Annotated in this window: 12 protein-coding genes; 4 read left to right on the top strand and 8 right to left on the bottom strand. The window is 57.4% G+C overall.

Annotated elements, in window-relative coordinates:
* Nucleotides 1–109 precede the first annotated feature (109 nt).
* A complete protein-coding gene (locus IVB54_RS24605) occupies nt 110–535 on the bottom strand; it encodes a hypothetical protein (protein WP_157642985.1) in 426 nt (141 codons plus the stop codon).
* A gap of 80 nt (nt 536–615) precedes the next feature.
* Between IVB54_RS24605 and IVB54_RS24600 the strand changes: the two genes are divergently transcribed.
* The gene (locus tag IVB54_RS24600) at nt 616–831 is read left to right on the top strand and encodes a hypothetical protein (protein ID WP_018456770.1); all 216 of its coding nucleotides are present in this window, start codon (nt 616–618) and stop codon (nt 829–831) included.
* Nucleotides 832–1503: 672 nt separating this feature from the next.
* Here IVB54_RS24600 and IVB54_RS24595 read toward each other — a convergent pair.
* The 7 genes from IVB54_RS24595 to IVB54_RS24560 all read right to left on the bottom strand — a co-directional run bounded on the left by IVB54_RS24595 (nt 1504) and on the right by IVB54_RS24560 (nt 10097).
* Nucleotides 1504–1662, bottom strand: a complete 159-nt coding sequence (locus IVB54_RS24595) for a hypothetical protein (protein WP_018456767.1) — start codon at nt 1660–1662, stop codon at nt 1504–1506.
* Nucleotides 1663–2988: 1326 nt separating this feature from the next.
* Nucleotides 2989–3285: a hypothetical protein gene (locus IVB54_RS24585; RefSeq protein ID WP_026233245.1), complete on the bottom strand. Its 297-nt coding sequence runs from the start codon at nt 3283–3285 to the stop codon at nt 2989–2991.
* Between the two features lie 481 nt (nt 3286–3766).
* On the bottom strand, nt 3767–4363 hold the full coding sequence (locus IVB54_RS24580) for a DsrE family protein (RefSeq protein WP_026233244.1): 597 nt from the start codon (nt 4361–4363) through the stop codon (nt 3767–3769).
* A 34-nt stretch (nt 4364–4397) separates the two neighbouring features.
* Nucleotides 4398–4949, bottom strand: coding sequence for a hypothetical protein (locus IVB54_RS24575; protein WP_157642984.1), 552 nt, complete (start codon nt 4947–4949; stop codon nt 4398–4400).
* A complete protein-coding gene (locus IVB54_RS24570) occupies nt 4946–5965 on the bottom strand; it encodes a TAXI family TRAP transporter solute-binding subunit (RefSeq protein WP_026233243.1) in 1020 nt (339 codons plus the stop codon). Before IVB54_RS24570 ends, IVB54_RS24575 begins: the two co-directional genes overlap by 4 nt.
* Before the next feature lie 123 nt (nt 5966–6088).
* Nucleotides 6089–7477, bottom strand: a complete 1389-nt coding sequence (locus IVB54_RS24565; RefSeq protein ID WP_247363387.1) for a hypothetical protein — start codon at nt 7475–7477, stop codon at nt 6089–6091.
* A gap of 2404 nt (nt 7478–9881) precedes the next feature.
* Nucleotides 9882–10097 carry a hypothetical protein gene (locus IVB54_RS24560; protein WP_083926445.1) on the bottom strand — a complete coding sequence of 72 codons (216 nt, stop codon included), beginning with the start codon at nt 10095–10097 and terminating at the stop codon, nt 9882–9884.
* A gap of 697 nt (nt 10098–10794) precedes the next feature.
* Here IVB54_RS24560 and IVB54_RS24555 point away from each other — a divergent pair.
* The 3 genes from IVB54_RS24555 to IVB54_RS24545 all read left to right on the top strand — a co-directional run bounded on the left by IVB54_RS24555 (nt 10795) and on the right by IVB54_RS24545 (nt 13435).
* Nucleotides 10795–11040, top strand: a complete 246-nt coding sequence (locus IVB54_RS24555; protein WP_018456761.1) for a hypothetical protein — start codon at nt 10795–10797, stop codon at nt 11038–11040.
* A gap of 213 nt (nt 11041–11253) precedes the next feature.
* Nucleotides 11254–12369, top strand: coding sequence for a hypothetical protein (locus IVB54_RS24550; RefSeq protein WP_018456760.1), 1116 nt, complete (start codon nt 11254–11256; stop codon nt 12367–12369).
* A complete protein-coding gene (locus IVB54_RS24545; protein ID WP_083926444.1) occupies nt 12356–13435 on the top strand; it encodes a nucleotidyltransferase family protein in 1080 nt (359 codons plus the stop codon). Before IVB54_RS24550 ends, IVB54_RS24545 begins: the two co-directional genes overlap by 14 nt.
* Nucleotides 13436–13464 lie beyond the last annotated feature (29 nt).

Here is a 13464-nt window from a genome sequence, read left to right as displayed (position 1 = left end):
TGTGCCGGCGAGTGGGTCGCTCGATAGGCAGTGTCGACCGATCGAAAGCGCAGCCGGACGGCTGTAAATTAGATTGAAATTCCATATTTAATATAGTTTAATAGAGAAATTAAATGACGATTTTCAGAGTTTTGGGATCATGCCTCATTCTCCGTCCATCGTGCCTCATCCATATCCACGTGACGTCTATCTTGTGCTCGAGGATTATGGAGGTGGGCTCGGCCGTGCCTGGAGCGAAACCTCCGAAGACGACACTGGTCGAGCGACGCTGATGCGCCAAATAATGGAAGGTCAATACAAGCACCCTGCTCGGATCGTGGTCTTCAACACGGTTGAGGGATGGTCGCGTGATGTAACCGTAGAGATCGCAGATGAACTGCGCCGCTGCTTTGTCGAGTTCGATGACATTGCGCCAGCCGCGTTGGAATTCATCGAGAGAATCGGAAGGAACTGACTGTGGTGCGCAGTCGTGCCTTGCTTTGGTTTGCGCTAATCTCACAAACTTATCCGAGATGAGGACGATGAGCGGCAGCACGAACAAACAAGCGACGACGTGGGTGTGAGATAACCGCCTGGTGCGGCATAAGACCAACCCTTCTTGTGTTTGGAGTTGCCATGTCGGTGGGTTATGGTCGCGCTGTTGAATGGGACGGAAAGATCCTGACAGGCTCGGTGGTCGTAAATGGCGTGACGACCAAAGTGACTGCGGACCGAGCGATCATCCATGCGTATGCCGCGGGATTCAGCGATGCGCTCAGTTGGGAGATTGATCGCTTTCGGATAGAAATCTTTGAGAAGCTGATGCCATTCCTCCTTCGTCAGAATAGTTGACGGTAAGCTATGACCTCGCCGCGTGTCGGGGATTTTTCGGCAACGATGCTGATGAACTTCCGCTGCCGTGCACCTTACCTGACTTCCGGCAAGCAGATATCGTCATAGGATTAAAAGAGGCGGAGCATCAATCGATGGTCGAACGCCGCTTTCCTGGCCATCGCGGACCGGGTCCAGAATTGGCACGTGGACGATCTCGATGCCGCAGAGCCCTGTGATGCCCTGCCGCACCTGGAGCTGGCGGTCGCGAACCTGATCGCTATGTTGCGAACGGACGACCTGCGGTCCTAAAGGCCCGTCGGCGAGCCCGAGGCAGGAACGGTAGGAGACGCGGGGCAGCCTCCGCTCGATGGCGAGTCGTCAAGGTCCACGTTCATAGTCGCCAGGATGTAGCCGAAGGGTGAGCGCAAGGCATTCAGTTCCTCGACCTCGATCTCCATCCGTATTCCCCATGCGGAATCGTTGCGGTGATCTCGACGTCATTGCCGGCCGACACGCGCCAGGCTGCCACCCCGAAGCACAAGGTCAGCGTCAGGGCGAGGGCAAGCAGAAGCATAGAGACGAAATGGCTCACGCGCGTGTACCCGCAAATCTGAAACCAGTTGAGAGCGTGCACAGAGGCGCGATTCGGAAAATGCAGACGATCTGACGCATCGGCCGTTTTCCCCATCCTTACACGGGGCCAAAAGCGCTCACGATCCCGATCGTGATCGGCACGAGCGCGACCATCACCCACAAAGCGGGCGAGCTGGAGGACAGGCCAACGACCAGTATCAAAACACCGATACCTACGAGGGCCGCTGAGATTGCGTAGGCGACTGCCTTTTCCATCTATCGATCCACGACAAGAAGGGATCGGTCGCCCAAGCAGGACTCGAGGCAAATCGAAACGTTCCTTTCTTGATTTAATTCGGCCATAAAATCCTATTTAATGCTGGTTTTGCAACTTATTTTCGCCAAATTAAAAGGCGCTTTCTGCGCGTTGGGGCAGGGCTATTAACCCGGAGTCCTGCATGTTCACTCGAGTAGTCGTAGCTTTATTGCTCGCTTTTGCGACATCCATTTCATCTGAGGCGCGCCCCTTGCGCGCCGCTTTGCCACCTGAATGCAACGTGATTATGCCATGCGACTTTTCATCTTCGCTGGTGCAGGCGCAGAGATACACGAGACCGGCACCGCGCCTGCAGCGAGGTGCCGTTGCTAGCCTACGGATGTCTGTGGCCAGCTCAGGGGCCTTAAGTAGTGAGATCGTTAGCGGTCGTCCGGCCGGTTGCCCTCGATCGTTCTGCGGATGTGGTGCGGCGATCCGAGTGTTTGGTCGGGTAGTACCGGAACTGAACCTCGCAGCCAATTGGCTGCGCTTTCCCCGCACCTCGCCAGCACCGGGAATGGTTGCCGCGCGACGTGGACACGTCTTCGTCCTTGAACAGCACATCGCTGGTGACATCTGGAAAGCGTACGATGCCAACTCAGGTGGGCACGCAACGCGAATTCACCCGCGCTCCCTGCGAGGGTACACCATCGTCAACCCTCATGCGGCCTAAAGCCATCGCGCAGCGTTCCCGTTAGAGTTTCTCGCCACGTTCCGGAGCATCCGGTTCGCGGCTTCCGCTCAAAAACAGGGCCGCAGCAGTTTTCGCTGCGGCCCTGAAGTTGCAACTTGATTCTGCGTCGGCTTGTTCTCGCAGTTTGTCCCGAACACCGAGGTTGATAGGTCCGCCATCATGGGAAGCTTCAATGCAGCCAGGGCGTTCCATGACGATCATTGGTGTTCACATCAGAACGATAGAATTCGACGATGCGGTGCTTCATTGAGACCCGGACACGATAACCAGCGGATATCCACGCTCTCGCTTGAGGACCTGCTCTCTTCAGTGTGCTCCACCACGCAGTGAAGGTGTAGGCCGATCTCGGCAGAGGCTTCCCCAAGATCGCTTCAATTTCTGAAAAGGTCAGGCGGAGACTTTGACCGTTCTCCGTTCGCAGCCTTTCATGCAATGGCTGGTAAATCGACCTCGGCATGCGAGCACCATATCGACAAAATGGGCCGGCTGCCCGGCATTGGAATAGCAGACTGGTGCATATAGAGCGCGGAGGCGAAAGGCGTTATCATTCAGGTCTGCAAGATCTCGCGGAGCCTGACGCAGCGACGTCTCTTCAGTGTTCCCTTAGCTCTAGGTCTCTCAGCAGCACGTGGAGAAAGTCGCTGGCGTGGTCATAGCGTTTACGACCATTCACGATCTCCCGGGTGCGCGGCTCCAGTGTGCTGGCGATGGCTTCAGCGCCGGGTAGATCAGCCTGGTGCGACCACTGCTGTAGCAGCCGATCAGGAATGCCTTGAGCGGATCCAGGCAGCTTCAACACACAATAATCGCCATCGTGCTTGTGATCAGCTTTCGCATAAAAAGCGAACAACCCTCGAAAGGCATTACGGGAAACGGCAGGTTTTGCCATTTAACATCCCCAACGTAAAATCGACTCGCTTTAAGCTTAGAAATCTGACGCGTTAACAAAATAAAATCCAGTGGAATTTAATCGCTTGCCCTCGAAAAAGAGGTCATCAGAACTGACGTAAATCGAAGCACCGTGCGTCACAGCTCGCGCCGCCCTGCATCTCCGATACCCTATGCGCTACGGGACAATCGACCTTAGCAGGCGGCCGAGTAGGATGGACGGGGCAGGGGCTGCCCCGGAAAATTGCTACCAGACCTCGCAAGTGACTGAGACGAACCGATGTTCGCTCAACCCGCTCCCGAAGTCGCTCTCGTGCGCATGATCAGACAGTCGGTCTGGCGCTGCCCGGTCAATAGCGCGCGATAGATCTGTCCCGATCGAGGCCAGTCAATTTGCGTCGGCTGCGGCGACCCACTCGATCGGGGTGTCGCGACCGCAGGCCGGCACCTAGCCGCTCAATAGGCATTGTCTGGTCGCCATTTCATGGCTTGACGTAGGTCCATCCCTGCTCCTGCAACTGCATCACCCTAACGACGCCCGACCTCACCACTTGGGCTTGGGCAACGATCGGAATGTCTTTATTTTCGGCCTTTTGCATTTTCTCTTGCGTGTTTCCACAGGCTTTGAATGATACTTCCGGTGTGCTCAGAGCCATTTCCTCAATTCGCGCTTTCACCGGCGACGTGTCATCGCGGAGCATATGGAGGCCGGGGCCGAAGGTAATCACCTCCACTTTCACTTCTTCACCAACCTCCTTGTAGTATTGCGCGACGTTGAGTGCATTGTTCAATGCAAGATTCATTGACGCGGAGTCGCTTGTGTTGACCTGAAGGATTAAGCGGTGCTCTTTCTTGGCAGCAGACGATGGCGCGATGCGCGCCAGCTCAAATTGTTTTGGCGTCGCGGCCCGCGCTGATGAATTCGCGTGCGTTCTTGCCGCGCCATGTGTTGAGGCTGCAGGCAAACTGGGCTGTGCCGAGAGCAGGCGAGTCTCCTGTGCCGCGGAACTAGACAGCCCGACCAGGAGCGAGATGATTGTCGCGATCATCGCTGTGATAATCTTCGGAAATTTTGGCATTATGTTGTTTCTCCAAGCAAGCTGAGGTTCATGATCAATTGTTGGGCTTCGCGATCGCGCGTGGCCATTTGCATGTTGCCGCAAATTTTGCACGTACGCTCTCGATACCATCGAGAGCGAACACTGCACCGGCGCTGGTCCCCGTTCGGCGTGACACATGCACGGAAAGTTTGGTGTGGCCGGGGATCGATTGCAACAGGCGAACGACATCGCCTTCAAGCGCGACACCGCGCACCGACGTAATTGTTGAGACCTGAAAAGGTGGATCATCATTGATGCGCAGGGATAGGGTGTAATCCTCGCGACGGCCCGACAGGCCGGCTCCATCAAGCAACACTTCGGTCAGGCCGCCGCGACAGCGTATCGACAGGCTCATTGCTGCGTCCCCTTGAGATGGTAGTGTCGCCTTGATGATCGATGAATAATCAACTGGCGAGGTGGTCTCGCTGACGATCCACGCCCCGGCTCCATTTGCGGGCCGATCAGAGACGCGAACCGGCGCCACAGGGTCTTCGGCGCCTCGAGCCCGAGCGAGGTCATTTGCGATCGCGAGCGTCACGACGAGAGCGATCAGGGTGAACGTCATTGTGCCGCCTGGCTCGAACGCGGCAGACGATCGAGCCAGGCCTGCGCCGCGGGAGAACGCGTCAGGCCAGGGACCGTCGCCGCCAAGTTGATCGACTTCCATTTGGGATCGAAACCGGGCTCCTGCAGCTTGTTGATCCGCGAGAACAGGCGGTCAACAAAGCGCGCCACACGATGAAAGCGATTGGATTTGATCGGCCAATTGAAAGCGACCAGCACGGTTGGAACGGCAATAGTTGTCACGCGTTCCCCCTGCCTGATCAAGTTTGGATAATCAGCTGCGTCCAGCCAAGATGGCAGATAATAATCTTCGAACTTGCTCTCGTAGGGGACCGGCAAGAACTTGAAGCCGGCATCCCAGCGACCACGTATGAATGCATCCACCGGCTTCGATGTTATGAAAACGACGGCGGCCAGCTCACCCCTGCGCATTTGTTCCATCGCAACCTGATGGGGGATGAATGCCTTATCGACCTCGATCCCCAGCCGGCTGAAGATCAGCGGGCCCGAATAAGCTGCGGCGGTACCTTGGGTGTTGAAATTGACCTTCTTTCCGACCAGATCACTCAAGCTCTGAATTTCGGGCCTGACGAATACGTGCAGTTCAGATGGAAACAGGTTGAGCACATAGGTGATCCGTCGCTGGATGTCCGGCACTTGGCTCTTGTACTCGTCAAGTGCGTCGGAATTGATGATTGCTGCATCAATGCCCCGCAAATACAGCAGCGAATTGACGTTTTCGGTTGCGCCACGGGTCACGATGGGCAGCACGTGGAGGTCCGTTCCATCATCGGCCACTCGCGCCATTTCCGCGGCAAGCCGAATGGGAGCTCCTTCCAGCAGACCTCCGGCTATTCCGACAGTCCAATCGTTCATGGCCGCAATTTCCGCCCTTGCATGATCCGCACGCGCCCGCGGAGTCTGCTGGGCCATTGCTGGGCAACAGCCCATGATCAAAAGCGGAGCGGCTATCACGATGAGGAGAAACCAAGAGCGTATTCCAACCAGCTGCTTCATCGATCCGGCTCCCCTAGGAACGTCTACTCTGTTTTGTCCGCTGCGCTCTTCACTTCGACACGTAAGTTTAAGTTCGATCTGCTAGTCGATACAGCGCACGACCATTTGTCTGCACCGATGCTGCTAATGACCAAGTGCGTCGAATCGCTCCCTTGCCTCCTTGACCCCTCCGGCTGCTGCTCTGGCGTAAAGCTCTCGCGCCTTGGACGTGTCGCCGCGCGTTCCGCTCGCGCCCCATTTTGCAAGCAGGCTCGGATCATACGTTTCCGCGAGGGCGAAACTTGCCGGTGCGCTCCCTAATTCAGCAGCACGCTCCAGGACAACTCGTGCCGCCCCAATATCGCCTTGTCGAAGCAATCCGGTTGCGCGAGCGATCAATCGCACGAGTTCGGCGGCGTTTTCGTTCCCGAGAACCGGGGATGGCGCCTTCGGCTCAGCTGCTGTGATCACGAGCTCTCGCGCGAATTGCGCGGGCGGCGCCTGCGGCGATCCCAGCAGCAGTGTTCGGAGCAGTTCCCTTGTTGGCGAATTGCCGGCTCCGCCTTCACCCGACACCCCGGCGGGTAGCCACGGTCCGATACTCGGGCGCGCTGCGGCAAGTTCTTGCTCATCTCGGCCGGATTGTTTGCATTCTCGCCGGAGCTGCTTTTTCAACTGTTCGGCTCGATCATCGTTTGCCGCGGCTTGCGCTTCATAGGCGAACAGCTTGGAACGCGCCAACGAGAGCTCTTGCGCCAGCGCATCTGCTCTTTCGTGCTCCTCCTTTAATGAGAGCTCCAGTTTAGCCGAGGTATTCTCCGCTGTTCGTTTGGTCTGCATCGTTTCTTCGGTTGCCTTCGCGATCTGCTGGGATCGGTTGTCGAGCTCGATTCGCGTCGTCGCGAGCGTCTCCTCCAGCTGTTTGGTACGATCGTGCTCCTGTCGGAGGCTTGCCTGTACCTGAGCCTCCGCTGCCTCTTTTGCGCTGATCTCTGCGGCTTGTCTGGTTACCTCTGCGGACTGGGTCTCCAGGTCGTGATGAGCGGCTGTCAGATTCTGCTCCAGCCGGTTTGCCCGATCTTTCTCCCGCTCGACAGCTTGTTGCAGCTCTCTCGGATCATTCTGTGCCCGGCGTTCGGGTTCGCGACCCTCGGTGCCTATTTCGCGGCTTAGCCGTGCCTGCACTTCGAAATCGTTGCGCGCCTTGACAAGTTCCCGTTCCAGACGCTGCGTGTGCAAGCGCTCCTCCCGGAGCGATTTCTGCAGCTCATCGGTTTCATTCTCGGTGGCCTCCGCAATGCTGGTCCATTGCTCGCGTGCATGCTGCAACAGCCCCAGCACCGTATCCTGCTCCCGTCGGCATGTTCGAAGGTCAGCAGCAAGGGCCCGTATCCTCTCCTGTTCTGTGGCGAGCACTTGCCGCGATCGCTCGGTATTGCTGGTTGTGGCTTGTGCGAGCTTCAGGGGTGTCGTGTCGGCAGATGGTTTCAGCCTCGCCGCGCGCCACCCTCCCGAGCCGGTCGTGCCGCGCAAGTGCGTCGCCATGACATGGGCGTCGCTCGCCGGCCAATTAGGCTGCTGCGCGAGAACGGGTATGGTCAAAACCGATATTACCGTCAGGACAGTCGGTGCAACCCACGCCGACCTTGTTGCGCAGGTGCGCGCACAGTTACGAACACAATCCGAGGCAATCCACACGTCTGCGCGGCGAACGGGCGATCCAAGGCCAGACCCTGCCTGCATCGGCGCTTGTGCCCACATCCGCGACATTAATGCGTCAATCCGTTTCTCAATTTCAATTTACCCATAGGCAAAAAATAAACCATATTTTATTTTATTCAATCATTTATCGCTAATTAAATGTTCGGCCAGTGCTGCCGGTCGCTTGGGAAGGAGATCGTCCAATGCTCCACCGACTCCCTTCGCTGATCATCGCGATTATCACGAGCGTAGCTGTGCTGGCCCTGGCCCAAGCAGGCGGCGCAGTGGCGGGCTCCGCGGGTGCCGGCACTGGGACGGGCACGGGCAGCGCCAACACTGGTGGGTCAGCTCCGTCCGGCATGAGTACAAATGCGAGCAGCGCCAACCCTGGTCCATCGGCGCCTCTAGGAATAGGGACACGAGACGTTGGTACCGGTGCAAACCTGAACCGCACCAGTCAAACCAACAGCCCGGACGTTCAACCCAGCACGTCGAAGTCGCGGGCGGCGGCGCAGGCCAAGAGAAATGCCGGCGCTGGCCACGCTCAAAATGGTCTGCCGATCGGAGCTATTGGCACCGGCACGAGCAACGAGGAGCAGATGATCGTTGGATCCTCACCTAACCGAAAAATACCGGCAGCGAAGGTCGACGGAAATATCGCTGGAATAGTTGGTAGGGGCTCCAGCCTTTCGGACCAGGTGAGCCGGCCGCGCACCGCACGACCTGGGGAAAAAGTGCTGGACGCCAAAGTGCAAGTCCAACGGCGAACGACAGTTTCGCATAAGCGCATTCCCGACTCAGAAAACAGACCTCGGTAGTCTGAGCGGACCGAGCTGGGCAGCCGAGCGCGCTTTGGCGTCCCTGCTCAGGTCTGCGCGCCGCCCGACGAAGGCGCCGGCAGGGCTTGGTTCTCCATGGGGCGCCTTGAAGAGGACTGACGCCCGGCACACGGCCGAGCGGGATTGGGCTAGGCGAGAGCATTCACGCGGTTATGCGAGCGCTCGATTCCGCGGCATTCGGATCACGTCCGATCGGCCGGAGCGAGGAGCCAGCCGTGCATTGTTCGAAATGATCGCGAAGCACGTCATTAGCCAAGTGCTCCCAGAACTCAGCTTCGGCGAGAAGCTTCCAGCTTCGATCTGGATGATGCGCAGAAGTCTGTCGGCACAGCGACGCCATCGCGCGCAAGCGGCGTACGGTCTCCATCCACTCCTCCCATTATTTTTCCCCACCTTATTTTCTGTTTTGTGTCATATTAATTATGATTATACCGGATAACTAAATTTGCCTTCCGTGGCGCGACTAGCGAAACGATTTGACGCGAACGGCTTTCGCTTTGCTTCCAAGTTGTCTTTCAGATGAAGCGCTGCTTCATAAAACTAAAAACAGATAAAAAAATCAGACTCAGGTGCGGGACATAACCCGCAGCATGCCGCGCGTGGATGACCTCGGGCAGAAGCCGGAAAGGGACGCCGGATCCAAGTGCAGCACTTTTCCTGGCGCAGAGCCTTCACTCGCATCGGCCTGCCTTGAAACTCCGCTGCGCGCACGCCTCATTGGGGAGCGATCGGGCGGCTTGGAGCTGTGCCAAAGGGTTACCGGAGGCTTCAAGATCGATCCGTGAAACGATCGTCTTCGCGTTCGCTGAAACTACGCGCGCCGCTCGCCATCATTGAATCCGCGTGCGGCAAGTCGTCCCAAACCGGGGCCTACGCATCCGTGACACCGGCCCTAGTCTCGCTCTTTCTCCGAGGCTTCGCCCTTCCGCCCTTCGCACTTGCTCTCGTAGCCTGTGCAATTGGGCAAGCAGGCTAACGAGCTCCATCGCCGTTTGACGCAGAACAGCCAAGCGGCTGCAAACCCCACTACTCACTACAATACCCCCAAACAGGCCCTTGCAGGGTCAGCGATCGGAATCGTTAGGTTGCGCCGACCTGCCGGTGTGACGCTTAACTTACGGTTCATGAGGGCGTCAGTTCGCTTTACGACGATAGGCCAAAATATTTCGCATCCCTCCAGTAAGCCCTGCAGAAATAGCCGCCGAGACAGGAATATAGATGAACGCTGCGCGATGATTGAGCGCATCCAGTCCGTGCCAAGACTAGTTCCCAGCTGGTGCGGCAGCCATGTCACAAAAGATCAACTCCGCACACGCGGCGTCAAATGAGGCGGTCGGCCCAAATTCGTGTAATGCTAGTCAGTTCGGCTCCGCGTCTGTGCCGAAGCCCGCGACGGATCAACCCAGCGGCGCTTCCTCGAATATCTCCCCTGGCCGCACGACCGGCTCATCGACCCAGGCCTCGCGAGCGAACCAGTTGTGATTGGCGCGACAGACCGGGCAACGAGTATTGCCATAAAACACAACGCTCCGCAGGAAAGCCTCACGGTCCGACCTAATACCAGTAGGAATCGCGCGACCGGTTTGCGGACATTTGACCATGATCATTCCCATGCGAGACCTCCCTAGGAAATTATTATTCGTTGTCAAACGAAAGAGAACCCGGCCGGCTGGAGTGCGTCGTCATCTCAGTGTGGGTTACTTGGGGGGCATCGCACACTGGGAGTGCTTGTTCGAGCAGGGCGGGTTGCTCGTGACGACGTTTTTCCAACCGGCCGGATCGCTGCTTGAGCGATTCCTTGGACGCCGCCGCTCTTTGGCTCGGCAGCGCGGGCGTTGATTATGCGTCTCTCGAAAGCTCCTGGGGCGCCACTGAAAATGGGCCAATCTGAGCGGGTGGGAGTTTTGCGCGTGCTGTGCCGCTCGCGACGAAGACGATCATATCGCCCGTGATGGGCAAATTGGCTAATTCGATCACCGGTTTCACTCCACTCTCGTCAGCGAAATATTTTTCGTTAGGATTTAATCCTGCAAATTACGCCTTGCGCTGTCGGTCTGGTTTGCGACTCTCGTCGAGTTTTATTTTGCGCTGCCCTGCACGCGGGAGGTCAAGATCATCGCGGCGATTTCTGCGACGCTGTTTCTCGGTCGGCTGTTATTTCGACGCAGGGCCCGCTTCTTGGTATTTGAATGGTTGCATCCGGTTCAAACATGAAATAAATATTGATTATATTGGGATCATATAAATCTCGTTGTTAATTGTTGTCAATGACGTAAGCTGTTTTCGTCAATTTTTTGGTCGGAGGAGACGATGTGGGAATCAGTCCAGAAGAAGCGCAACTCCACCTCGGCTGCGAAGCAGTTGGCTCAAATGCGCGAGAAGCTAGCGAGCATCAGCGAGAGGGAGCGCGTTCTACGAGAGCGGAGTGCTGCTCGCGAAGTTTACCGCTATCTGCTGGACTCTCACCGGTTGACCGCGCGGGCGACCTTTCTCGGAGGACAAGTGTTGAATATTTCTCCATCTGGGGTGAACGAGGGTGGTCAGCTGGCGGCGTGACCCGGGGCCGTATGGTCATTCGAAACGAATCTCAGTCAGGCGATGTGCATCCGCACTGAAGGTGGATTTACGCCGCTGCAGCACGGCCATCAAGCCGAACTTCCTCGGCAACTGCAGCTCGTTTGAACGCGCCGCGGACAGGACAGTGCCGGATGTTGTCGCCACCGCGTCGACACGGCGGCGAAACAGATATCGTTGCTATCGGGAATAGCCATGCTGGAAAAAACATCGGCAGAGATGGTGTTGAGACCCGCCGCGGGTGCAATCTTCGCGCTGGTGGACGGTCGATCAGTGCTTTTCAGCGAGACAAGGCAGAAGCTCTATGAGTTGGACCAGCTAGGGGCATTCATTTGGTGCAAGTTGGCACAATGTGCTTCTTTGGAAGACGTCCATCAGGAGCTTGTGCAGCTAGGCATTGGCGAGCGCGCAGCGCGCGAGTTCACGTGGCAGGCGATGAACGTCTGGATCGATCGAGGGGTGCTCGATCTCGATTGGCGAATGTCGGCCGATTGTGCCTTCTCAACGGTTCTTGCTCAGCGCAGGATCAGCGTCCGGGCTGCAAATCGGGAGCTCTCGCAACAGTTGATTTCGCTATTTTGTGTTACGGACGACAGCGGCGAGGAGGAGGATATTGCGATCGAGACAATGATGCTCGGCGACCGAGTATTCTTCCGCGGGAATGACGCGAGCATCCAAAGATGTGAAGCCGCAGCTCTGGCCCCTACAATCAAAGCTCACATCACCGAGCGACTTATCCGAAGCAATCAGTGGGCTTTCGCGCTCCACGCCGCTTCTCTTGCAAAGTGCGGCATGGGCTTGCTGCTGTGCGGCCAACCGGGAGCCGGCAAGTCGACTCTTGCACTAGAACTGGTAGACGCTGGATTTCAGTATGCCGGCGATGACGTTGCGCTGATTGGGGCTGACGGAACGATCTGCGGCATCCCATTTGCCCTCACCCTCAAGCAGGGATCGTGGCGGTTGCTATCCCGACTGTATGGCGATTGGAACGACGTGACGCACCGCCGGTCCGATGGCGCCGACGTGCGGTATCTGCCGATTCCCGATGCGCACAATGGGAGCCTCTCTGCCAACTGGATCATCTTTCTGAACCGGGTTGCAAGCGGCCCCGTCGAGCTGACCCCCCTGGATCAGCTTGATTCGATCAAGCGGCTCATTGAGGGCGCTTTTGCCGCAGACGGGAAGCTGTCGCAGTCCGGCTTTTTCGCTTTGAAGCGGATTGTTGCGGGCGCACGATCGTTCCAACTTATCTATTCGGAATCGGCGCAGGCTCGACAGCTGCTGATGGACTTGTGCGATGACAAGGCATAGTGCGGCACTGACAAGCCTATGCAACTGCTTGCGAGGCTTGCCGCCCGTCGAAGTGGAGTGGACCTCCGTCATCGGGCTCGCAAACCAGACGTTGACGACGCCTGCGCTCATTGACTTCGTCGATCAATTTGCATCGGTGTTGCCAGAGGACGTGTGCACCTATATCCGCCAGATCCATCGCCGAAACGTGCTGCGCAACGATCGGTTGGCCGGTCAATTGGAAGAGGCCGTCATTGCGATGAACGGCCAGGGAGTTACGCCGGTGTTGCTCAAGGGTGCGGCAACGCTAGCCACAGCACCTGTCGAGCGACGAGGAGTTCGGCTGATGTGTGATCTGGATATTATGGTCGTGCCGGACGAAGCTGAAAGGGCGGTCGCCGCTCTGGGCGCAATTGGCTATCAAATTCATGAGCGGACCCTTCCCAACAGCAAGAGATGGTATGTCGAGTTGAACCGGCCCCGGGATGTCGGAACCATTGATCTGCAGCAGGGCGCTTCAGACCCGGCGTACTTTGACCGTGGCCCGGGAAATGCTCTGAACCATTGCGTCCCTGCGCGCTTGGGGCGGGGGAGCGCGTATGTTCCCACGGCCACCTACCGAGCGCTTATGTTGATCATCCACGATCAGTTTCAAGACTTTGGTTATTGGCTCGGTGACCTCGATCTGCGACATCTTCTTGAATTGCGAGATCTGAACAGTTCCGTCGGGGGCATCGATTGGAGTGAGCTTACCTCTCATGTCTCGGGCGGATTGATGAAGAACGCAGTCGAAACCCAGCTACTTGCTCTCGCTGCGCTGCTTGGAGTCGAGGTCCCGCACTCGATGCGGTGCCGACTGATTCCTCGTCTGCAGTTCATGCGACAATTGATCCAAGCACGCTTTCCGGCCACACGTGTGCCATTCCTCGCAATGACGGTCTTGGACCTCAGAAATTACCGGAGGAGGATGACCTCTGGCTACGCGCAAGCCGGCATGCGCGTGCGTGGATTGTGGTCTGTGCCAAGAGGGTCCACTTTACAGTTTCTGTTGAGCGCGACCACGACGGTTCGTGCCGGAAAAGTCTAATGCCAGTAACGGTCACACGAGCGCCTTCG

Origin of the sequence: Bradyrhizobium sp. CW1, assembly GCF_023100665.1 — a bacterium.
In the GTDB taxonomy this organism is placed as follows: domain Bacteria; phylum Pseudomonadota; class Alphaproteobacteria; order Rhizobiales; family Xanthobacteraceae; genus Bradyrhizobium; species Bradyrhizobium canariense_D.
The sequence above is the reverse complement of the archived record's forward strand: the minus strand, read 5'-3'. Positions and strand labels throughout refer to the sequence as shown.